Raw genomic sequence first — 21,655 nt, forward strand, 5'->3', positions numbered from 1 at the left:
TGTTACCGGACCATTATATTTTTGGGGCTGTACCAGATAACTCCTTTGGGTTATCGGTATGGCAATGCGAAAAAGTCGTTTGAGCAAGGACAAGCAGCTTCGTTTAATCGAACATTTTGTGGCTGGCACGACAGCTCGTTGCGCTGCCGATCTGGTTGGTGTGAACGTCAAAACAGCCGCCTATTACTTTCACCGGCTCCGGGAAATCATAGCGGTAGAAGAGTCCTGTGAAGGGATGGATTTTGGCGAATTTGAGGTCGATGAGAGCTACTTCGGTGGCAAGCGAAAGGGCAAAAGAGGACGTGGGGCGGCTGGTAAGGTTCCTGTTTTTGGAATCCTTAAAAGGGGCGGGAAGGTCTATACACAGGTGATTCCTGATGCGAAAGGTAAAACCTTGCTTCCCATTATTCAGGAAAGAATCCAGCCAGACAGTGTGGTTTACTCGGACTGCTGGTATGGCTACAATGTCCTTGATGTGTCAGCGTTCAAACACTTCCGAATCAACCACTCGAAGCTGTTTGCAGATAGCCACAACCACATCAATGGAATCGAGAATTTTTGGAACCAGGCCAAACGCCATATGAGGAAATTCAACGGCATTCCAACCAAGCATTTTTCTCTGTTTTTAAAGGAATGCGAGTGGCGTTTTAATAACAGCAATCCGCGAAGCCAGTTTAAACAACTGAAACAGTGGGTTAGAAGACATATGGGCTAGTTATCTGGTACAGCCCCATATTTTTTCAATATTATTGGTAGAATTGTTCACACTCGATCTACTTTTTGATAAATTTTTGGAAGTTGAATATGCGTCCAATCGTATGCCCTCTTCTATCACTCGTTTGCATGAGGATTAACTATGCTGGATAATATGAGTTTGAAATGGAAAGTCCTGTTCCTGGCCATTGCTGGCCCAATTGTTGTCGCAGTGGTCTTGGCTGTGCAGCAAGTCATGCAGATCGAGCGTTCCAGCCATGAAGATATTCTGAATCAGAGCCGTGCGGTCATTCTTATGGCAGAAGCGGCTCGTGACGAGATGTCCAAGAAGTTGAGCATGGGAGTTATCAGGCCCTTTGACGAGATTGAGTCGCAGGAAGCGCTCCTTGAAGCCGTTCCCATCATTACAGCCATCAATATGGCTAAACGCAATGCGGAAAAGATGGATTATGATTTTCGTGTTCCCAAGGTCTCACCGAGAAATCCGGACAACACACCAACGCCTCAGGAACTGAAAATTCTGGAAGAATTGAAAGCCAAGAACCTTGAGGAACTGGTTGTCGTGGAAGACGACAAGATTCGATATTTCAAGCCCATTCGCCTGACTGAAGAGTGCCTCTACTGCCACGGTAATCCCAAAGGATCCAAGGACCCGTCCGGTGGCATCAAGGAAGGGTGGAAGGTCGGCAGCATTCACGGCGCATTCGAAATCATCGCATCCCTCGACAGGGCTGATGCAAAGATCATGGACGCTAAAATCTACACGGCGCTCAGCACGCTGGGTATTCTGGCCGTCATCGGAGTGGGTGCTTGGTTCCTGGTCAATATGGTCATAGTCTCCCCACTTATGCGTATTCGTGACTTTGCCGGTTCAGTGGCCGGTGGTAATCTTGATGTGGAGCCGGAAGGCAAGTTCTCTGCCGAGTTGGCTGTCATGAAGGAATCCATCGAGACAATGGTCGCCAACCTGCGGACAAAGATGCTTGAAGCGGCACAGAAGCAGGAGGAGGCCGAGGAATCGAAGATTCGGGCTGAAGCTGCCACGGGCGAAGCCAAGGAGCAGGAACGGATAGCCAATGATCTGCTGGAGAAGGTGCAGCGTGTCGCCAGAGATGCTCTGGTTATTGCCGAGCAGGTGACCAGTGCAGCGGACCAGCTTTCTGCCCAGTCCGAACAGGTCATGCGTGGTGCTGATGTTCAGCGGGAACGTACCGCGCAAACGGCCACGGCCATGGAAGAAATGAACGCCACGGTACTCGAAGTCGCCAGAAACTCCGCAAGCTCTGCTTCGTCGGCTCAGAAGGCCAAGGATCAGGCGCAGGAAGGTGCGGCTATTGTCGAAGACGTTATCGCTTCCATCAGCAAGGTGCATGAACTCACTGTCACGTTGAAGCAGTCCATGGATCAGTTGGGATCGCAGACAACTGACATCGGCCAGATCATGAATGTGATTGAAGACATTGCCGATCAGACAAACCTCCTCGCGCTCAATGCCGCCATTGAGGCCGCCCGTGCGGGTGAGGCCGGACGCGGATTTGCCGTCGTCGCCGATGAGGTCCGCAAGCTGGCCGAAAAGACCATGGATGCCACCAAGGAAGTGGGCAACGCCATCAAGACGATCCAGAAGGGTGCGTCCGCCAATATTCAGAGTGTGGATACGGCAGCTACCGCAGTTGAAACGGCTACCAGCCTCGCCAACAAGTCGGGAGAATCACTGGGGCTGATTGTTACCTATTCGGATGAGGCATCCGGGCAGGTCCAGTCCATTGCCACCGCAGCCGAGCAGCAGTCGGCAGCCAGTGAGGAAATCAACCAGGCTGTTGACGATATCAATCTGATCGCCAGCGAAACGGCGGATGGCATGAGCCAGTCTGCCCAGGCAATCACCGAGTTGGTCCACCTCTCCAATGAACTGCGTCGCCTCATTGACGAAATGAACGAGTAGTTCTGACTGACAAAATAACAATGGGCCGTGCACCAAACTGGTGTACGGCCCTTTTTCATTCATAAAGAAAGCCCCGATTCGCTGAACCGGGGCTTTGATTTTTGAGTAGTGGTGATGTTCTATTTGCCGAATGGGCATTTGGGGAACGAGCAGGTCTTGCAGGTCATGCAGAAACCGCCTTCTCCAAGGCTTGCCAAATCCTTTCGGGTGAGTGTCTGTCCGGCCAACATGCGGGGCAGCACGATATCGAACGCCGTGGTTTTGTAGAACAGGGCGCATGCGGGCACACCGATGATCTGGGCTGTTCTGATCTTGCCCACGAGGGTCATGGTGCCGGGGAGCATGGGCACGCCGTAATGATCGTCCTGAAGGCCTGCATCGACCAGAGCGGCACGTGTCACGTCATCCGGGTCCACGGACATGCCGGCAGTGGTGATGATCAAGTCGCACCCGGCATCCAGCATGCTTGTTGCCGCACTGGTGATGGCCTCCCTGTCGTCCGGTACGATTTCCGAGCGGAGCACTTCACTGCCCAGAGCAATAACTTTGGACGTGATGATGGGGATGAACTTGTCTTCGATCAATCCCTGAAAGACTTCAGTGCCGGTCACCAGAATGCCGACTTTTGCCTTGCGCAGGGGGAGAATCTCCAGAACCGGTCCTTCGCCCAGCGCGGTGATGGCGCGGCTGAAGCGATCGCGCGAGATGTAGAGCGGAATGGCCCGTGTTCCTGCCACGCCTTTGCCTTCGGGCATGAGCGATCCGTGATGGCGGGTGGCGAGCATGACATCGGGAGAGAGGTTGAAGCGGTTCAGTGCTTCGCGGTCAATGGAAAGCATGCCGGGCTTGTCGGCAAAGAAGTTGATCTTTCCTTCGTCCGGGTCTGCGTCATAGCGGATTCCATCACCGGCCATGCGTTTGGCAAAGGCTTTGACGGCCTCGTTCTCATGGACCCAGTCGTCACCCGGCAGGTCATCTTCCACGTAAACATTGTATTTACCAATACGCTGCAGGCGACAGACGTCACCGATATCCAGTGTCTCACCGGCTTTGGTCACCGGTCCCTTGGATTCACCGGGAACGATGCCGGTCATGTCGTGAGCCGCCTTTTTGCCGACAGCCTCTTCTACAGGGATGGAGTGCAGTGGCGGCGCGTCATCCGCGCATTCGGCGCCTTCCATGGATGCAAAGGGTGCTTCGCCCTGACAGCCGCGACAGATGGAACCATCGCTGCCCGGATAGGCTTCCTTGCATACAGGACACTCATCAATGGTGGTCATGTGACCGTGTCCGAGATATTTTTTGTCGATGGTGATGGGGCGAATGGAGCAGATGGTGTCACCGGCTTCTTCGATTTCGGCAAAGAGCTTGTCGGTATCCTGTTCCGCTTTGGGCGTTTTCTTCATGAACCAGTTGTATATTTCAGGATAGCGGGCCAGTTTTTGCTGGTCGATGGCCACACGGAACCCCTCACCTGTATATTTGTCATAGAGAGATACGGCGTAACGACCCAGCAGTTTGACTTTCATCCAGTTGTTACCGGTGGAGCAGAGGGTCAGCAACTGGACCGCGTCAGGCAGGCACTTCCCCGATTCGACCATGGCCTCGAACAATGTTCCTTCCGGGAGGCGGGACTTGGCCGCTTCAACCATATAACCGCCGATCAGCAGGCCGGGGGCCGGATAGCCGTGAAATTCTTTCGCTTTTTGCTTAAATTCTTCAAACGTGTATTCACCGATATTCATCGTAACCTCGTCAGTAGTGGTGTTATACCCCGGTGGGGTATTCTGAACGCAACGCGCAGTCAAGGAAAAGGACTATGCCACGGTCACGCCTTGGGTGCAATAATTTGGGTGATGGCACGACCATGCTTGGCACATTCGTCAACGCATTCACGGCAGTTGCTGCATTCCAGTTCAAGGTAGGACTGCTTTGCTTTCGGGTTGAGCAGGAGCGGACAGGCATTGCGACACGGGCTTTTACCGGGGGCGCAGGTGCATTTTTGGGGGTCGTACATGATTCGGAGCCGTTTAGGGCTGAATCGCTGGACGAGCATGAGCAGGTAGGATTGGGGGCAGCAGTATCGGCACCACAGGCGCATGCCCGAGACCAGATCAACGGTCATGGCACCCAGTAGCAGGATGACGCCAACAGGAAAGGAACCGACCAGAAACCATGTTTGTGCGGCACGAGTATACCAGCCTGGCAAGGAGAGGTGGTTGAGGATTGGCGGCAGGCCAAGGACGACAATGGCTATCAGAACCATGGATATGACGATGGTTTTGACGGCAAATCCGCTGATGCGCCGTTTGTAGCGCGTGTTGCGCACACGGCGGTTGAGGCTTTGGTTCAGCTCGGAAATCAGTCCATATGGGCATATCCACGAGCAGAATACCGCGCCAAGAAAGGCGGCAATGACGAGTGCTATCAGTGAGCCAATGATAAGGTTCATGCCGGGCGACCCGGAAGTTATGGCAACCTGCACGGCAGTCAGAGGGTCGGCCAACGGGATGCCGAAGACTGTACATGACAGAAAGTTACCGCGAATCTGATTGAATCCGTTGGCATTGAGCCATGGGATGAAAATGAACAGGGCGGCAATGGAAATCTGTGTGGCACGTCGAAGCATCTTGAGTTTGCTCATGCTACTTCTCCGAATGCAGCAGTTGTCGCGCTGGCACCGTGCTGATGGCTTTTTTAGGACAGACGTATTCGCACACCCCGCACCCGACGCAGGCCTCTGTTATGACGGGAAGCTGTCCTTTTACGAGGATGAGTGCCGAATTGCGTAGCGGGCATTTTTCAAAGCAGGTTCGACAGATGATCGTACCCTGATAGGTGTAGCATTCATCCTTGTGAAGGATGGCAAAACCCATATCCGCCTTTTCGATGGGGACATCATCGAGTGCTCCGGAGGGGCATACCGGAGGGCAGCGCATGCAGAGATAGCAGGGTACGTCAGAAGGAACAATCCTCGGCGTTCCGTTTTGAATGGGATCACCGCCGGGAAACAGGGATATGGAGCCGTAAGGGCAGACCTGGGCACACTGGCCGCAATGAATGCATTTTTTCAGGAAGGTTTCTTCATTGCCCCCGCCGGGTGGTCGAAAGTAGGGCTTCTCCATGGGCGTGATACTCCAGGCCCGGGCTTCGGGGACGAGTCCGAAGCCCGGGGTTGAGAGAGGGTGACGGTCAGGCTGTGGGCTGGAGGTGGGCCTCATCCCTGTCCAACTGCTCATCTTCCACATTGACAAAGGTCGTATAAGCCGCAAGGGCGCCGGGAAAGGATTCCAGTTCCTTCATCCGGTCTTCCAGACGGCTGGATGGTATTTCACCGACGACCACGAGGTATTGGCCGTCATGGTCGCCGTAGAGCGTCAGGTCTTCTTCGGCCTCAATACGTTCCTTCACGGATTCGAGGTGGCTGCTCATGACATGGAGCATGATTCCGGTGATAGCCATTATGCTTTCTCCACTCTGCAAGCGCAGATTTTGAATTCCGGCTGCTTGGAGCCGGGATCGATGGCGTCGATCGTCAGTTCGTTGACCACAAGTTCGGGGTCAAACCATGGCACGAATACCAACCCCGGTTCGCAGACATCGCCCACACGGGCATCAAAGAGCATGTCCCCGCGCCGGGTGATGACCTTGACCTTGTCACCGTGGTTGATACCCATCCGGCTGGCGTCCTTGGTGTTCACCTCCACATAGGCATGGGGGAATGAACGGGCGATCTCCGGGACTTTTCCAGTCATGGTCGCTGTGTGCCAGTGATCAATGACGCGGCCGGTGGTCAGTGTGAACGGGAACTCGCCGCCAGCGGGTTCTGCGGCGGCCTTTTGCGGACGCATCCAGACGATGGCCCTGCCATCGGGCTTGCCGTAGAAGTGATACTTGTCGGGATAGTCCTCGGGGATATTGGGATCTTCACCACGCACATAGCGAATGGTGGTGCCGGGGTGGTCTTCCGTAGGACACGGCCACAGTATGCCCGATTCCTTGATGAGTCGTTCGCGTGTGATTCCGGCAAAGTTGTATGGGGTCATGGCAGAGACCTTTCGCCACTCTTCCCATACGTCGTCAGAGTTCTCGTAGGGTATGAGATTCGGGTCCACGCCGATTCGTTTTGCCAGCTCCACCAGAATGTTGACGGACGGGCGACACTCACCCGGCGGATCAATGGCCTTTTCGACAAGGGCGTACCGACGCTCGGTGCAACCGTATACGCCGCGGCGTTCCACCCAGAAGGCGGGCGGGAAGACCACGTCGGCGTATTGCATGCTGATGGCATCCGAAAACGCTTCTATGGATACGAGGAATGCTTTCTTGAGACCTTCCTCGTACTTCTTGATGTTGGGAAGCGACTGGGCCGGATTGGTACACAGGGTGAGCAGGGTTTTGACCTTGCCTTCATTCATCGCGTTGAACAGCGCCATTGTGTGCAGCCCGGGTTTCGGGTTCAGTGAATCCTGCGGCAATCCCCACTGCATTTCCAACTGATTGCGGTGTTCCTTCTTGGCAATGACTCGCCCGGCCGGGAGAAGATGCGAGAGGCCACCGGTATCGCGTACGCCGCCACAGGCGTTGGGTTGGCCGGTCAGAGACAGGGGCGTTGATCCCGGTTTGCCAATCTTGCCGGTGATCAGGTGCAGGTTGTGGATGAGGTTGTTGGCCCAGACACCGCGGATGCGCTGGTTGATGCCCATGCACCACAGGGAGGTGGTTGCCGTGGACTGGGCAAAGGTCAATGCCGCTTCGCGAATCTGCGCAGCCGGAACGCCGCAGAGCGGTTCCACGTCTTCCGGTTTGTAGTCCTGCAGGAACGCCTTGTACGCTTCAAAATCGACCTTCTGTTTATCATTGGTCATGAAGTTCACGTACTTGTTGTGGAAGCGGTAATCGTCCAGTTCTTCATGGACAATGACGTAGGCCATGGAGTTGAGTATCGCAAGATCACTGCCTGGCTTCATGTTCATGTGCAGATCAGCGATGCGGGAGGTGTTGGTGCGTCGCGGATCACAGACGATGATCTTGACGTTCTTGTCGTTTTGTTTGCGGGCCGCAATTCGGCGGAACAATACCGGGTGGCACTCGGAGGTATTCGACCCGATGATGAAGAAACAGGTGGCAGCATCAAGGTCCTGATACGACCCCATCGGTTCATCCTTGCCGAAGGTCGAAACATACCCACCCACGGCCGAAGCCATGCAGAGGCGGGGATTGCCTTCGACGTTATTGGATTTCAGTCCTGCCTTGAATATCTTGGATGCAAGATAGGTCTCTTCGGTGAGCGCCTGTCCTGATCCATAGTAAGCCACGGAGTCCGGGCCTGTTGAGTCGAGGGCTTCCTTGAATTTGGATGCCGCCAGGTCCAGGGCTTCATCCCACGATGCTTCCACCAGCGTCCCGTTTTTCCTGATCAGTGGTTTGGTGACGCGTTCCTTGGCGTAAATGACCGGGGCCAGCAACGCTCCCTTCAGACAGAGGATGCCTTGATTGTGGTTGTTCGGGTCGCCTTTGACCGTGACAACTTTGCCGTTGGAGACACCGACCATGACACCACAGCCTGTGCCGCAGTATCGGCAGACACCCTTGACCCACGAATCGATCGTGTTGTCCGCTGCGTTCGCTTTGCATACAGGGACGCCAAGGGCCATGAAAACGGAAGCTGCAGCAGCCTGTTTGATGAAATGTCTTCTTGATATCGTCATGACAGACTCCTTATTGATCCATGGTCTTTTTCGATTCAGTCCGGACGTATGCCTCGTGATGAACCGAATTTGAGTGATATTTATGGCAGTCGTTGCATTCTGCACGCATGCCGAATTTCGTTTCCATCATGGTGATGGCTGGGTCATGACAGCGTCGGCAGATGTAATTGGGATCGGGATTGGCCGAGTATTCGATGGATCCTTTGCCGTCCGGCTGCCCGTGACAGACAAAACATTTTACCAACATGACGCCGTGTTTGGATTCGTACCAATCTTGAGCGATCTTGGGAGTGGTTTTTTGGTGGCATGTATAACAGTCGCCAGCCTGTTCCGGGCTATCGAGATGACGGGCCGCTTCACAGCGGACTCCAGACATGGCCGACTGGGTGTAAAAAAGGACGACCGCACCAAACAGAATAAGAAAACCGACGATGAGCATGACGGCTTTATTTTTGTATAAGCATTGCTTGTTATCCATCACATCCCTTCCTTTTCTATTGGGAGTTTTGCTGCAAATTCGGCGTTGACCGCATAGCGCCGGTCAAATGACGGAAGGTGGGCCGTGTTCTGATGACAGTCAGCGCAGCCTCGGTTCGTGCAGCCGTTTGTACCCAGGTAGGCCTCATGTGCGAGCTTTCCTTCCAGCGAGATAGGCTTGTCTTTTGTATCCTTCATAAGGTCTTCGTGACAGGCCCGGCAGCTCTCGTCGTCAATGAACATGCGTGCACTGACCTGTAGCTCTGCACGATAGAAATCGTTGGGATCGCCAAAGGTATGGACCAGCATGTCCTTGACGCCGAGATACGTCTTGTAGGCCACGTATTTAGGGCCAAATGAATTGGGAAGGTGGCACTGAACGCACCGAATGGGATTCTTGTCTTTGTCGACGGCGTGGGGCGAAAACCTCAGTTCCGTCTGGTGGCGTTTCATTTCATGGCAAGCAGTGCAGAATTCGTTGGTCGATGTAGCCTGAAAAGCAAACGCAGTGACTCCTGCCAGCGTAATGACCACCGCAGTGATGAACGCAATGGGAAGTTTGCCTCGTGGTACTGGTTCCTTCATACCTCAGCCATCCTTGTTGGTAGTTAGCGCATGTGCTTCTTAGGTTGCCCCCTGTTGAAGCGAATACGTTGCTCTATCAATAACCATGCCTTCTCAGGCAGGATGCGATTCGGAACTATGATCAACTATTACAGTAGACTGTTGATTGTTTCAGGCTCTCATAAAAAATATACTCTGTTAGAGTGTCATGTATAAGAGACATTCTGTCATGTTTCATAGACGAGTTGTCCTGTTTTCATGACAACACGCTCCATTAAAAGATGATTACACCCTATGTAGCAGTGGCAGAGCTTTATGGCAACGGAACGCTGTTATAAGTCGAGATGATGGCCGCTTTGGACGGGTGGCCCATGAAGTAGTGCAACCCGAAAAATGAATCAATGAATTGGCTATTGGACTCCAAGGAAAAGTGAAATGGGTGTTGAGTAAGCACCTTGCATTGAGCAAAAGAAAAGCCCCCCTTGTCCAAAAGGACAAGGGGGGCGGGTCAGCTAGCGCCTAGCGAGGTGACGTTACGTGGCTAGGCCTGAGCTTGCGGATTTAGGCTTCCGCAGTAGCCTTCTCTGCTTCCTCACAGGTGCAGTCGCCCTTGGGGCAGCCGCAGTCCATGGTGCAGTCGCAGTTGTCTTCAGTGGAGCAGCCACAAGGCAGTTCCTGAGAGTGTCCCATCTCCTGCTTCACGTCGGTGGCGATCTTGAAAAGAACCGTCACGATCAGTGCGCCGAGGGCGTAAACCATCATGGAGACCAGCAGTTCCTTACCGGTAGGCCAGTACGGAGTGATGGTGTGGAACGGGGTGGGGTTGAATCCACCAATCAGCAGGCCAAGGCCCTTGTCGATCCAGGTAGCGATAACCAGGATGACGAGAGTGTAAGGCAGCAGCTTCAGGTTGTTGCGGAGCTTCGGGGTGGTCAGCAGTACAATAGATACTGCAGCCAGGCCGATGAAGGTCCACATCAGGGTAACCAGCTCGGTGTGTCCATGGTAACCAGCAAAGAGGTATACCAGCGGATGCATGTGGCCGGGCATATTGGAGTAGAAGGCGGTGAAGACTTCCAGGCTGAAGAAGAACATGTTCACGCACATTGCGTAAGCGATGATCTTGACCAGGGTAGTCAGAGCCTTCTTGGGCATCTTGAAGGTCGTGAAACGCTCGGTAACCATCATGACCAGCAGGAGGATGGCAGGACCGGAGCAGAACGCGGAAGCCAGGAAGCGAGCAGCCAGAACGGCGGTGAGCCAGTAGTGACGGCCGGGCAGACCCTGGTACAGGAACGCGGTCACGGTGTGAATCGAGAAAGCCCAGATGATGGACGTGTAAATGAAGGGCTTGAGCCACTTCGGATGCGGCAGGTTCTGGCGATCAGCCTGCTGGCATGTCCAACCGACCAGCAGGTTCAGGAACAGGTAACCGTTAAGAACGATCATATCCCAGAACAGGATGGAGTTGGGGGTAGCGTGGAAGATGACATTGAGCATACGGGTAGGCTGACCGATGTCGACCACGATGAACATAAGACACATGACGCAGGCGGCAATTGCCATGAATTCGCCGAAGATGACCATGTGTTTGTTCGGTTTGTAACCATGGAAGTAGTTGGGCAGCACGATCATGACACCAGATGCAGCCAAACCGACCAGATAGGTGAACTGAGAGATATAGAAGCCCCAGGAGACGTCACGGCTCATCCCGGTGATTTCCAGACCGTTCATCAGCTGATCGAGCCACGCCAGGGACCCGACACCGATCAGGACCAGGAGGAATGCGATCCAACCGTAGTATCTCTTGGAACCTTTGAGAGCTAATTCAAGCATTCTGATTCCTCCTAAATGATGTAGTACACGCTGGGCTCGGTGCCTGCAGCGGGTTTACGGCGAATGGTGTAACGCTCGCGCAGGACCTGACGCACATTGGAATCGGGATCGGAGAGATCGCCGAAAATGATGGCGCCGTGGGATGCCTCTGCACAAGCAGGAAGTTTACCTTCAGCCAGTCGCTCTACACAGAAGTTGCACTTCTCAACGACACCGCGCATGCGGGTGGGGAAATCCGGATTGATCTTGGAGAGATCCAGGTGCTTCCGGGGTTCGCCCCAGTTGAATGAACGGGAGCCGTAGGGGCAACCGGCCATGCAGTAACGGCAACCAATGCAGCGGTGGTAGTCCATCGCAACGATACCGTCAGCGCGTTTGTAGGTTGCCTTTGTGGGGCAAACACGAACACACGGAGGATTATCACAGTGGTTGCAGAGCAGCGGGTAGTCGCGGTGGTGAATCTCTTCAGCCAGATGCGGGTTCTCCTGCTCGGGGAAGGAGTGTGCGTAGGAATCGGACCAGAGCCACATGAGTTCCTGCGGGCCTTCCAATTCGGGCACGTTATGTACGGTATGGCATATTTCACCCAAGGCAGCGATTTCTTCCTTGGTATGAAGCTTGGTCGTATCAATGACCATGCCCCACCGCTTGGCTTCGAGAGCCTCGGGATTTTTCTTGATCGGAGCAGCGTGTCCGCCTGCGGCAACCGCAGCCTTGGGAGCAACGGCGATACCGGCGGCTGCAACCGCGGCAAGTTTGATGAAGGATCTTCTATTGTTCTTCATTATTTCAAACCCTCCGGCTGAATGTGGCAATCCCAGCAGTAGGGAGAGACACCAGCGTTGGTATGACACTTGTCACAGAAGTCCGCCTTGGACTGGTGGCACTTCATGCAGGTATTCTGCAGGGAGATGGTGAACTCTTTGCCTTTGTGGTTCGTGTAGATGCGCTTGCCGTCACGCAAGGCCCAGTCGCGCCACTGATCCAGAAGTACCATGTGCCTTTCGCGCATGAACTCCTTGGACTCGATGCATTCTTTTTCACCTTCAGGATATTTCAGCTCGGGCTGCTTGTAATCCTTGGCAGTGGTGCCCAGCGCAAACGGGGCGCAGAGCAGGCCGAGGAAGATGAGCAGTCCGGCTATGATCGGGAAACCGTAGTGCATTTTCATTTAAGCCTCCATGTTCGGGGGAGTCCAGTCGTCGTCTTCGTCCTCGAATCCGGGCAGCGATTCCATGCGCATATCCATGGTCCGTTCTTCGCCCTCTTCGAGAACCAGCGCGTTGGCGACCAGCTCGTGGGTACCGGTGATGGTGATGCCGGGTGCCCAGTAGTCGGCCAGCGGGATCAGCGTGGCGCGGTCGATGGCACAGATACAGGCCAGGGTATTCACGTCATGCTTGTCCTGGACGTACTTCAGGGCGTTGCCGCGAGGCAGGCCGCCGCGAAGACGGATTTCCAGGATTTCTTCGGTGTTCAGACCGGAACCACCGGCGCAGCAGAAGGTCTGCTCACGGATGGTAGCGGGCGGCATTTCGAAGAAGTTGTTGCAGACGGACTTGATCACGTAGCGCGGTTCATCCAGCAGTCCCATGCCTCGGGCCGGGTTGCAGGAGTCGTGGAACGTGACGCGCAGGTGGTCGTTGCGGCTCGGGTCGAGCGGTAGCTTGCCGTGCTTGATGAGGTCGGCAGTGAACTCGGTGATGTGGACCATCTTGGTGGCCGCAGCAGTGTCGAACACGGTGCCGGTGATCGGGTTGACCGGAGTTTCCATCTGGTCGCCCTGGAGGTCGCCGTTCATGGTGTCCATGTACTGGTGGACGACGCGCCACATGTGGCCGCACTCGCCGCCCAGAATCCACTTACAACCGAGGCGGTTGGCTTCGGCGTACATCTTGGCGTTCAGTTTCTTCATGGTTTCGTTGTTGGTGAACGAACCGAAGTTACCGCCTTCAGATGCGTAGGTGGACATGGTGTAGTCCAGGTCGAGGTAATCGAACAGGAGCATGTAACCCATGAAGGTGTAGATGCCGGGATCGGCAAAGGCGTCACCGGAAGGGGTGATGAACAGGATGTCATGACCCTTTTCGTTCAGCGGTGCCTTGACCTTGCGTCCGGTGATTTCCTCGATGTCATCAACCATGAAGTCCACGATATCCTTGAAGGCGTGGGGCTGAATGCCGAGGTGGTTACCGGTGATGTTACAGTTGGAGACAGGCTCCATGATCCAGTTGGTGTTCAGGCCAACCAGATGCATCAGTTCGCGAGCCATCATGGTCACTTCCGCTGTATCGATGCCGTAGGGGCAGAACAGGGAGCAGCGACGACACTCGGTGCACTGGTAGAAGTAGATGAACCATTCTTTCAGGACATCTTCTTCCATGACGCGGGAGCCAGTCAGCTTGGACAGGATCTTGCCTGCCAGGGTGAATTCGCCGCGGTAGACGGAACGCATGAGTTCTGCGCGCAGTACAGGCATGTTCTTGGGGTCACCGGAACCGATGAAGTAGTGACACTTGTCGGCACAGGCGCCGCAACGGACACAGATGTCCATGAACAGCTTGAGTGAGCGGAACTTGTCCAGACGCTCGCGGAAACCGTTAACAACGATTTCGCGCCAGTTGGACGGCAGCTTCCAGTCTTCGTTTTGCGGGCTCCATTCGCGGGCCTCGCCCCACAGGCCGGGAAGCTTCGATTCCATGTATTCGATCTTCTCGGGCTTGGCGGGGTAACACCAGTTGCCCGGTGAAAAGTCCACCGGGGTCTCCATCCAGCCAGTGGCCGGTGGATTGTAGTCTATGCTCTTAAAGAGCTCTTCAGCTTTAGGCATGTCGGACATATTTCTTCTCTCCTAATAACGAAGTATCACCGTGAAGAGGTGAACCCTCTAAGCCTTTTCTTCCGGGGCCTTGCCATTCTCGGGATTGTCGAGGGGCAGACCTGCCTCGGCCATGGGAACGCCGAATTCCTTTTCGTAATCGGCATAAGCATGAGGCTTGATGTCGGGGTTCCAAGGGTTCACGTGGTGCTTGGCACGGGTGTCGTTCGGCATGTTTCTGGTCGGAGACAAGAAGACACCGGGAAAGTGCATCAGCTTGCTGAACGGGAAGTACACCATGAGACAGCTCACCAGGAAGATGTGAACGTAGAAGGAAACATCGATGTTTTCCGGGGTGACGTACTTGAAGGCAACCAGACCCATGGTCAGTTCCTTGATGGCCACAACGTCGACAACGGCGTAATAGCGCATGTAGATGCCCGACAGAGCGATGGCCAGAATCAAGAACAGCGGGAAGTAGTCGGAGACATACGAGAAGTAGTTGACTCTGGGGTTTATCAGCCTGCGGCCTGCCAACAGGAGCACACCGGCGACGAGGCCGGCATCGGCCAGGTACATGGTCGGTGCACCGATCTGCAGGATACCATCAATGAATTCCAGGCCGTTCACAAAGAAGGGAACCGGCTCCAGGAACAGTCGGAGATGGCGCAGGGCGATAATGAAGAATGAATAGTGGAACGTAATGGCGAACAGCCACAGCCATTTGCTGGACTTGTAAGCCACGACCGGGCCGTCCTTGGTCTCGTGCAAGGACACTTCGGTGTTCCGGAACAGGGAGCGGAACGCAAAGACTTCCAGAACCATGCGCACAAAAGTCTGGGCGCCGGTCTGGGGACAGTCGTATTTGTTCTGCTTGAACATGGTCGGATCAAACGATTTGAACTGACCACCGGTTGTGGGGATTCTGAAGGGCACAGGGCTCTTCCCCCAGTTAATGACTTTGTATGCAAAGCCGACAATGAAGATGATGAACGCCGTGTACGGAAGGCTGGCACCGAAAAATGAATTAATGTGTGCCGCGCCAACCCCGAACAACGGGATCAACACCAGGAGAAAGACGAACAGAAGTGAGTAAAGAGCATTCATCTACCGTCACCTCGCTTGAAGGTTGGACCTGCCGGGTCTCACGCCGGAAGGCCTGCCACATTTGGACGTGCCGCGGATGGATGCGTTCGCGCAGAAGAATTTTGTCAGATGCGTCAAAGAAAGATACCGTGTAATGCCCCCGGCACCGATCAAAAAGAACCGACTCTCCCTAAACCAACACAACCCCGTGGCGCGTTCCTAATCGGTCGAAGAATCTTCGACCGTAACGTCCGCAACCATACCGGCCCGCCTGAGCAATTGGCTCTGGGCGCGTTTCACTTCGTCCACGCGCAACCGGTATATCTTTTCGCGACCTTTTGAATAGATGTCGAAGGACATCATGGCCATATTGTCAATTTTGGCCTCAAACCTGAGTAGTTCAGGCAATCTGCCTGCCGAGTCCATGGCCTTGAAGAACTCGTCGCGAATGAGTTTCTTCAGGAGGAAGACGAAGCTGACGGCCTGGGACGGACTGAAGTCCTGCACGGAGCGAATCCGGATAATCCGGTCCAGTTCGCAGGCGATCTTCTCAGCATCTTCCCATTGGATAGTCAGATCGAGCAGTTCCCGGGTGGCCTCTACGATGGCCGCCCCCACCGGGTTCTGAAAACGATCTTTTTCTCGAGACCAGATTTTCTGTGTCTCTTTGGGGTACGTCTGAAGAATCAGGTTCGCCCATTTTTTAGACAGCTCGTCCTTGCGCTCGGCAAGCTCGGATTCAAATGTCATTATCTACTCTTAAAGGCTGACAAAACGCAGCACTCCCGCATGCCTGGTGGCTGAGGGGTGGCTCCGTTTGACGGCCGTGTTTGTGTAAGTTGTGAAAAACCTCACGTAAAACTTATGAACCATATTCCAAACCCCCCGGTAAACGTCAAGGTTTTTTCAGGGAAAACCCGGCTTGTAATAAGTATTTTCAAGGGTTGATCAGGGAGCAATTCAGTCGGGATTGCTCCCTTGGAATGGTGGTGGTCGTTGGGCATGTCAGCTTGTCACAACTCTGTTTCGACCGCCTCGTTTGGCCTTGTAAAGGGCTTCATCCGCCCGGTTCAGCACCATTTCAATGGAGCTGTCCGTTTCTTTGGCAAAAGAAACACCGATGGAAACCGTGAAGGAGATTTCCTCTCCTTTGACCGGAACTCGTACCGCGGCCAGGTCTTTGAGGAGGCGCTCGGCGACTTCGATAGCTGCATCGGCTGATGTCTCGGTGAGGACCGCGGCAAATTCTTCTCCGCCAAGGCGACCGAATATATCGGAATCGCGGAGTGAAGCCTTGGCTGTGGACGTAAAGGCAATCAACACTTCATCGCCGGCCTGGTGCCCATAGTTGTCATTGATCGATTTGAAATAATCGATGTCGAGCATTACCACGGCGAGGGGGTGTTTGTAGCGAGCAGAGCGCTTGAGTTCATGGTTGCCCAGTTCAAAGAAGCGGCGGCGATTGTTGGCGCCTGTCAGTGCATCGGTGGTGGCCATGCGTTTCATCTCTTTTTCGAGGCGGATGCGCTCGGTGACATCGTGGATGACCGAATAGAGCAGTTGGGTGCCCTGCACCATGATTGGCCCCGAGTAGACCTCGACATCCCGTATTTCATGATTGGCCAGGCGGTGTTGGAAAATGAAATACACGCGGCTTTCCTGCCGTGAGCGGAACATCTCCTGGTAAATATCTTCATCCGACTGCGATGAAAGTTGGCGCATGTTCATTGTGCGCATCTGACTGACGGGATATCCGTAGAATTCACTTGCGGCCGGGTTGGCGTCCACTATCTCATCTGTCTTGGGGTCAACCAACAGCATGATGGCGTGGTTATTCTCAAAGAACGCGCGATACTGCTTTTCGCGCTCGCGCAGAACTTTTTCAGCTTCCAGTCGTGCGGTGATGTCCCGGAACGTGCCTTCCATTGCAACAGGTTCGCCACCTTCATCTCGAACGAAGTGGGCATTGGCCTCAAGCACGATGGGGTCGCCGCTTTTATGTCGGGTTGAAAGGTGAATTCCTTGTACTCGCTCGTGCTGGGTCATGGCCTGTTTCAGCCGCTGCCGCTCGTCATCATCGGAAAAAAGTTGTGCTATGTCATGACCTACCAGTTCATGCTCTTTGAAGCCGAGCAGATTGCAGGTTGCAGGGTTCACCATCTGGATAATGCCGTCCATGCCGGTGACGATAAACCCTTCGACAATGGTCTCGAATATACGGCGGAATTTTTCCTCGCTTCGTCTGAGTACCTGTTCCGCTTTCTTTCGGTTGCTGATGTCGCGGATGGTGTTGACCACTCCGAGAGGTGTGCCTTCGTCGCTGCTAATGAGGGAAACGGAATTTTCTGCGGGGAAGGATTCTCCGTTTTTACGGCGCAGGGTGAACTCGAAGTGAGCGGATTCGCCTCGCTCAAAGGCAAGTCTGGTTATTTCGCCGTACTCTTTCGACATCTCAGGGCTAACATGCAGTTCATCGATGTGGATCCCTGTCAGTTCATCGTTGGACATCTGAAAGATTGATTCGGCTGCCGGGTTGGCGTCGAGTATGTGTCTGTCCGGCGTGAGGATGAGAACACCTTCGCCGAGGGCAACAAAGGTATTTCGCAACCAGAGTTCCTTCTCCTCCAGCGCCTCTTCCATTTTGCGGTGTTCGGTGATGTCCATGCCCGAAGATATGACACCGATGGGGATGCCGTCGTCGTTGCGAAGCAGCCGGTTTCGCCATGTGACGATCCGGTGCTCTCCGTCTTTGGTTATCACCTGATTGGAACTCTCTTCGTCAACGTCGACCATTTCCTGCAAGATCAGGGTGAAATAGTCGCGAACAGCATCTCGCTCGTGGGCCGGGATACAGGTGTCGAACCAATCCTGCCCGAGCAATTCCGCCTTCTCGTAGCCCATGGTCGCGCAGGCGGTTCGGTTCGCCATCATCACCGAGCCGGAGGGGTCCAGGGCCAGGACGATGGTTCCGACAAAGTCTAGATAATTCTCAGCCCGATTGCGTTCCTTGCTGATTAACTGTTTGGCTTCTATTCGGGCGGTGACGTCATCCACGACAACAGTGATTCCATTGTGACCACCGGGAGAAGCATCCACATAGGAAATGGCAATGTCGAAATGGTGTTCTTTCCCGTTTATCACGACTTCGGAATCAAAACGGCAATTCTGTTCGGGATTGAGTGAGCAGCTTGCCTGAATCGAATTGGCAAGCCACGGGATTACCTTCTGCAGTGGCACTTTCTCCGAGGCCGGTGCAGCTTGCTCCAATCCGGTGCCGGGTTGCGCATACGTCAGCGACTCAGGGATGTTTTCGTTTTCCATCAGTTTCTGAGTGGCAGGATTGATCAATTCGATTTGCAGATCACTGCTCAGTAACAGTACGGGCGAAGGAAGTCCGTTGAACAAGGAAAGGAAGCGGCTTCGCTCCTTGGTCAGCAACTGGTTGTTCTCCTGCATCCGTTGCACCCGGTCTTCTTCAGCGAAGCGAGCCCATTGGATGGAGTGCATTATCTCAAGGCCATCGAAGAAACTGCGAAAGAACGATCGAACTTTGCGTTTTTCATCCTCATCGGCAATGGAGTCGCAGATGCGCCTGCGGTATGCGCGTCGGTAGAGCCTGAGTGTTGTCAGGTAGCGGACCAGTGAAACGCCTTTGTCATAATGGGCTCGGGCAAAGATTTCGGCAAAACGATTGACGGAGCTCACTTCGGAAGGTTCCTCGGCAGTGGCGTCGTAGTCGTAACCATAGAGTTCAAGTGTTTGAACCATGGCTTCACTTATCAGTCTGACGGACTCTCCCCAGACAGCCTCGGGGATACCGGTGTCTTGAGCATTGCCGTTCGCCTCTGCCTTGAAACGGATGTCTTCGGCGAGTTGCTGCGTATTACTAATGATGAGATTCTTGAGATGATCCATTACGGATTACTGCCTAATTGTTATTTACAAAGAGTGCATAACAAAAAGCTGGTTATGGGAACAGCCCCAATTTGCGAGTACCGACTTTGTAACAGAATTGTGACGATTTTTTGCACAAGCTTGTGCAGAAACTTTCATTTATAAAGCTCTATACCTGACTCGATTAGTCGGATATGCAATGATCTAAGGCCGATACTATTTGGCTTGGTTTGTGCATTGCTTAGTGCTTTTCAGGGAGTATTGTGCACTAATTCCAGACTGGATTAGTATGAATTAGCACACATAAAAATAGGAGAAAAGGTGCAGAACAGGTTAGCAACAATTTTCATGGTGTTGGCATTGGCGATTTTCTTTGCGGACAACGCACATGCCTTGTGGGGATTTGGCAAGTATACGTCAGTCAAGGCCAGTAATGGCGTTGTCACCTTGCCCACAGCAGATGTCAACGATGGAAAGGCACACTACTATTCGTTTGAGCAGGACGGCAGTGAGGTAAAGTTTTTCGTCCTCAAATCCAGCGATGGTGTTATCCGGGCTGCCTTTGATGCGTGTGATGTCTGCTTCCGGGAAAAGAAGGGATATGATCAGGACGGCGAGTTCATGGTCTGCAACAATTGCGGTATGCGTTTTCATTCCTCCCGCATCAACGAGGTGAAGGGTGGCTGCAATCCCTCTCCGTTGACAAGAACCTACGATAACGACGTTGTCATTTTCAAGGCAGAGGACATCATGGCAGGGCGTGGGTATTTCTAAATGAACATACTGACCATCCCCCTGCGGAATACCCGTAAGAAATGGGTGAAGACCGTCCTGCTGTTATTGGTCTTCACTCTCGGAGTCACGTCCATTGTCTCGCTCAACTACGTGTCGAGCGTTGTTGGCGAGTCACTTGAGAAGAAGCTGACAGCCTATGGCGCTAATATCCTCGTAACGCCCAAGCGAAACACCTTGTCGGTGAGTTATGGCGGATTCACGATGGGAGATATGGCGCTGAGTGTCTCTGATCTTCGTGAGTCCGAGGTCGTTGCAAACATCCAATCCATCAAGATGAAGGAGCGCATAGCCGTTGTTGCGCCCAAGCTGGTAGCCATGACCAAGGCCAATGACGCTGCAGTGGGTGTTGTTGGTGTTCGCTGGGAACAGGAGAAAATCCTCAAGGGCTACTGGGCTGTCAATGGACAGTTCCCGGATGCTGCGGATGAAATCCTTGTCGGTGCAAAGGTGGCCGATACGCTCGGTGTGTCTGCCGGAGACAAGATTCAACTGGATGGCGCTTCGGTCACGGTTGCCGGGGTTATCATGCCCACCGGCAGCGACGATGATTCGGTTGTTTTTGCCAGAATGGAGTTTGCCCAGCAGCATTTCGGTTCGGCGGATACGGTAAGTTTTGTTGAAGTGGCCGCCTTGTGCGCCGGGTGTCCGATCGAGGAGATCGTCGCCGAACTCCAGGAAGCGCTTCCCGGCACCGAAATCCAGGCGTTACAGTCCATTGTCAAACAGCGCATGTATTCCGTCAATTTCGTCAAGCAACTCATCCTGACGGTTTCTCTGGTTATTCTCTTGATCGCCTGCTGCATGGTTGGCGTGACAATGCTCTCTTCGGTCAATGAGCGGATCAAGGAGATTGGCCTCATGCGATCCCTTGGATTTTCTCGGGCCGGAATATTCGGCATCTTCTGTTTCGAGGCCGTGCTGATCGGTCTGTTGGCCGGAGCTTTAGGATATCTGGCCGGTTTTGCCCTGAGCCTTGAAGTGCTGGCTGCGCTGGACATAGCCAAGGGGGCGACACTGAGCTTCAGTGTGGGTGACATGGCATTGACCTGTCTGTTTATTGTAGGGGTTTCCGTGGTCTCATCGTTCTTCCCGGCCTGGAAAGCATCATCCATCGAACCGTCTGAAGCGTTGATATCACTGTAGGAGACACCATGCTTGAAGCAAGAAACATCATCAAAACATTCCAGTCGGAAGGGGTAGAGACTCGAGCTCTGGACAGTGTTGATTTGACAGTTCAGCCGGGTGAGTTTGTCTCAATCGTCGGGCGATCCGGCTCCGGGAAAACAACGTTTCTCAATATTCTGTCCACGCTTCTGACTCCTGATTCTGGAGAGATCCTGTACGGCGGGGAAGATGTGACCACATTCGCCGCTGACAGGTTGAACCAGTTGCGTCAAAAGGACTTCTCGGTGGTCTTCCAGTTTCACTATCTGCTGCCGTATCTATCTGCCAGGGAGAATGTCCTGCTCCCGTATATGAAAGGGCTGGCTCCGGTAAGCAATGAAATCAAGAAACGCGCGGATGCCTGTCTGGAACGGGTCGGTCTGGCCGGCAAGGGGAGTAAAATCCCTGGTCACCTTTCCGGCGGCGAACAGCAGCGTGTTGCCATCGCTCGTGCATTGGTCAAGGAATCGACTGTACTCTTCGCCGATGAGCCGACAGGTAATCTGGACAAGGCGACCGGAGATTCCGTGATGGAGTTGCTGTCCGAGTTGAAAAATGAAGGATTGTCCGTGGTCATGGTTACTCATGACGAGGAGTATGCTGCCAAGGCCGATCGAATCGTGCACATGGCTGACGGCCGCGTGCTGTAGA

The 21,655-nt window shown here is 53.9% G+C and carries 19 protein-coding genes; 5 read left to right on the plus strand and 14 right to left on the minus strand.

The genetic code is table 11. The features are described from left to right. Nucleotides 1-64 precede the first annotated feature (64 nt). Both DPRO_RS11180 and DPRO_RS11185 read left to right on the plus strand, forming a co-directional pair. Nucleotides 65-715 (plus strand): IS1595 family transposase, encoded by a 651-nt coding sequence (locus DPRO_RS11180; RefSeq protein WP_097012874.1) that lies wholly within the window; start codon nt 65-67, stop codon nt 713-715. 141 nt (nt 716-856) lie between these two features. Then, nucleotides 857-2,659, plus strand: coding sequence for a methyl-accepting chemotaxis protein (locus tag DPRO_RS11185; RefSeq protein ID WP_097012114.1), 1,803 nt, complete (start codon nt 857-859; stop codon nt 2,657-2,659). A gap of 119 nt (nt 2,660-2,778) precedes the next feature. Here DPRO_RS11185 and DPRO_RS11190 read toward each other — a convergent pair whose 3' ends face one another. From DPRO_RS11190 to DPRO_RS11255, 14 genes are all read right to left on the minus strand, one after another. Beyond that, nucleotides 2,779-4,404, minus strand: a complete 1,626-nt coding sequence (locus tag DPRO_RS11190; protein WP_097012115.1) for an FmdE family protein — start codon at nt 4,402-4,404, stop codon at nt 2,779-2,781. Between the two features lie 83 nt (nt 4,405-4,487). Next, a complete protein-coding gene (locus DPRO_RS11195) occupies nt 4,488-5,303 on the minus strand; it encodes a 4Fe-4S binding protein (protein ID WP_097012116.1) in 816 nt (271 codons plus the stop codon). Nucleotide 5,304: 1 nt separating this feature from the next. Further along, nucleotides 5,305-5,784 (minus strand): 4Fe-4S dicluster domain-containing protein, encoded by a 480-nt coding sequence (locus DPRO_RS11200; protein ID WP_097012117.1) that lies wholly within the window; start codon nt 5,782-5,784, stop codon nt 5,305-5,307. Nucleotides 5,785-5,851: 67 nt separating this feature from the next. Then, nucleotides 5,852-6,121, minus strand: coding sequence for a chaperone NapD (locus DPRO_RS11205; RefSeq protein WP_097012118.1), 270 nt, complete (start codon nt 6,119-6,121; stop codon nt 5,852-5,854). After that, entirely contained in the window at nt 6,121-8,370 is a 2,250-nt protein-coding gene (locus DPRO_RS11210; protein WP_097012119.1) for a molybdopterin oxidoreductase family protein, read from the minus strand. Before DPRO_RS11210 ends, DPRO_RS11205 begins: the two co-directional genes overlap by 1 nt. 10 nt (nt 8,371-8,380) lie before the next feature. Then, on the minus strand, nt 8,381-8,848 hold the full coding sequence (locus DPRO_RS11215) for a hypothetical protein (RefSeq protein WP_232005561.1): 468 nt from the start codon (nt 8,846-8,848) through the stop codon (nt 8,381-8,383). Further along, a complete protein-coding gene (locus DPRO_RS11220) occupies nt 8,848-9,432 on the minus strand; it encodes a cytochrome c3 family protein (protein ID WP_097012120.1) in 585 nt (194 codons plus the stop codon). The genes DPRO_RS11215 and DPRO_RS11220 overlap by 1 nt, the downstream gene beginning before the upstream one ends. Before the next feature lie 540 nt (nt 9,433-9,972). Further along, nucleotides 9,973-11,247, minus strand: coding sequence for a sulfate reduction electron transfer complex DsrMKJOP subunit DsrP (gene dsrP / locus DPRO_RS11225; protein ID WP_097012121.1), 1,275 nt, complete (start codon nt 11,245-11,247; stop codon nt 9,973-9,975). Nucleotides 11,248-11,258: 11 nt separating this feature from the next. Then, entirely contained in the window at nt 11,259-12,032 is a 774-nt protein-coding gene (gene dsrO, locus DPRO_RS11230) for a sulfate reduction electron transfer complex DsrMKJOP subunit DsrO (RefSeq protein WP_097012122.1), read from the minus strand. After that, the gene (gene dsrJ / locus DPRO_RS11235; protein WP_097012123.1) at nt 12,032-12,418 is read right to left on the minus strand and encodes a sulfate reduction electron transfer complex DsrMKJOP subunit DsrJ; all 387 of its coding nucleotides are present in this window, start codon (nt 12,416-12,418) and stop codon (nt 12,032-12,034) included. Before dsrJ ends, dsrO begins: the two co-directional genes overlap by 1 nt. Further along, nucleotides 12,419-14,086, minus strand: coding sequence for a sulfate reduction electron transfer complex DsrMKJOP subunit DsrK (gene dsrK / locus DPRO_RS11240; protein WP_097012124.1), 1,668 nt, complete (start codon nt 14,084-14,086; stop codon nt 12,419-12,421). A 48-nt stretch (nt 14,087-14,134) separates the two neighbouring features. Next, nucleotides 14,135-15,172, minus strand: a complete 1,038-nt coding sequence (gene dsrM / locus DPRO_RS11245; RefSeq protein WP_097012125.1) for a sulfate reduction electron transfer complex DsrMKJOP subunit DsrM — start codon at nt 15,170-15,172, stop codon at nt 14,135-14,137. A gap of 198 nt (nt 15,173-15,370) precedes the next feature. Next, nucleotides 15,371-15,901 carry an RsbRD N-terminal domain-containing protein gene (locus DPRO_RS11250; protein WP_097012126.1) on the minus strand — a complete coding sequence of 177 codons (531 nt, stop codon included), beginning with the start codon at nt 15,899-15,901 and terminating at the stop codon, nt 15,371-15,373. A gap of 255 nt (nt 15,902-16,156) precedes the next feature. After that, nucleotides 16,157-19,066 carry a sensor domain-containing diguanylate cyclase gene (locus DPRO_RS11255; RefSeq protein WP_097012127.1) on the minus strand — a complete coding sequence of 970 codons (2,910 nt, stop codon included), beginning with the start codon at nt 19,064-19,066 and terminating at the stop codon, nt 16,157-16,159. Between the two features lie 300 nt (nt 19,067-19,366). On the opposite strand from DPRO_RS11255, the gene DPRO_RS11260 reads away from it, so the two are divergent. Genes DPRO_RS11260 through DPRO_RS11270 form a run of 3 tightly spaced genes read left to right on the plus strand, consistent with a single transcriptional unit; the run spans nt 19,367 to nt 21,654 of the window. After that, on the plus strand, nt 19,367-19,819 hold the full coding sequence (locus tag DPRO_RS11260; RefSeq protein ID WP_232005562.1) for a DUF2318 domain-containing protein: 453 nt from the start codon (nt 19,367-19,369) through the stop codon (nt 19,817-19,819). Then, the gene (locus tag DPRO_RS11265; RefSeq protein WP_097012129.1) at nt 19,820-20,983 is read left to right on the plus strand and encodes an ABC transporter permease; all 1,164 of its coding nucleotides are present in this window, start codon (nt 19,820-19,822) and stop codon (nt 20,981-20,983) included. It abuts the gene before it with no gap. Between the two features lie 8 nt (nt 20,984-20,991). Continuing rightward, nucleotides 20,992-21,654, plus strand: coding sequence for an ABC transporter ATP-binding protein (locus tag DPRO_RS11270; RefSeq protein ID WP_097012130.1), 663 nt, complete (start codon nt 20,992-20,994; stop codon nt 21,652-21,654). Nucleotide 21,655: the final 1 nt, after the last annotated feature.

This window comes from Pseudodesulfovibrio profundus (assembly GCF_900217235.1).
GTDB classification, from domain to species: Bacteria; Desulfobacterota; Desulfovibrionia; order Desulfovibrionales; family Desulfovibrionaceae; genus Pseudodesulfovibrio; species Pseudodesulfovibrio profundus.

What these genes read in the sequence shown, in the direction of transcription:
- DPRO_RS11205 (WP_097012118.1), bottom strand. Translation starts at nt 6,121, where the DNA reads ATGGCTATCACCGGAATCATGCTCCATGTCATGAGCAGCCACCTCGAA.
- DPRO_RS11220 (WP_097012120.1), bottom strand. Translation starts at nt 9,432, where the DNA reads ATGAAGGAACCAGTACCACGAGGCAAACTTCCCATTGCGTTCATCACT.
- DPRO_RS11255 (WP_097012127.1), bottom strand. Translation starts at nt 19,066, where the DNA reads ATGGATCATCTCAAGAATCTCATCATTAGTAATACGCAGCAACTCGCC.
- DPRO_RS11270 (WP_097012130.1), top strand. Translation starts at nt 20,992, where the DNA reads ATGCTTGAAGCAAGAAACATCATCAAAACATTCCAGTCGGAAGGGGTA.
- DPRO_RS11180 (WP_097012874.1), top strand. Translation starts at nt 65, where the DNA reads ATGCGAAAAAGTCGTTTGAGCAAGGACAAGCAGCTTCGTTTAATCGAA.
- dsrK (WP_097012124.1), bottom strand. Translation starts at nt 14,086, where the DNA reads ATGTCCGACATGCCTAAAGCTGAAGAGCTCTTTAAGAGCATAGACTAC.
- DPRO_RS11190 (WP_097012115.1), bottom strand. Translation starts at nt 4,404, where the DNA reads ATGAATATCGGTGAATACACGTTTGAAGAATTTAAGCAAAAAGCGAAA.
- DPRO_RS11200 (WP_097012117.1), bottom strand. Translation starts at nt 5,784, where the DNA reads ATGGAGAAGCCCTACTTTCGACCACCCGGCGGGGGCAATGAAGAAACC.
- dsrO (WP_097012122.1), bottom strand. Translation starts at nt 12,032, where the DNA reads ATGAAGAACAATAGAAGATCCTTCATCAAACTTGCCGCGGTTGCAGCC.
- dsrM (WP_097012125.1), bottom strand. Translation starts at nt 15,172, where the DNA reads ATGAATGCTCTTTACTCACTTCTGTTCGTCTTTCTCCTGGTGTTGATC.
- DPRO_RS11215 (WP_232005561.1), bottom strand. Translation starts at nt 8,848, where the DNA reads ATGGATAACAAGCAATGCTTATACAAAAATAAAGCCGTCATGCTCATC.
- DPRO_RS11265 (WP_097012129.1), top strand. Translation starts at nt 19,820, where the DNA reads ATGAACATACTGACCATCCCCCTGCGGAATACCCGTAAGAAATGGGTG.
- dsrP (WP_097012121.1), bottom strand. Translation starts at nt 11,247, where the DNA reads ATGCTTGAATTAGCTCTCAAAGGTTCCAAGAGATACTACGGTTGGATC.
- DPRO_RS11210 (WP_097012119.1), bottom strand. Translation starts at nt 8,370, where the DNA reads ATGACGATATCAAGAAGACATTTCATCAAACAGGCTGCTGCAGCTTCC.
- DPRO_RS11195 (WP_097012116.1), bottom strand. Translation starts at nt 5,303, where the DNA reads ATGAGCAAACTCAAGATGCTTCGACGTGCCACACAGATTTCCATTGCC.
- dsrJ (WP_097012123.1), bottom strand. Translation starts at nt 12,418, where the DNA reads ATGAAAATGCACTACGGTTTCCCGATCATAGCCGGACTGCTCATCTTC.
- DPRO_RS11250 (WP_097012126.1), bottom strand. Translation starts at nt 15,901, where the DNA reads ATGACATTTGAATCCGAGCTTGCCGAGCGCAAGGACGAGCTGTCTAAA.
- DPRO_RS11185 (WP_097012114.1), top strand. Translation starts at nt 857, where the DNA reads ATGCTGGATAATATGAGTTTGAAATGGAAAGTCCTGTTCCTGGCCATT.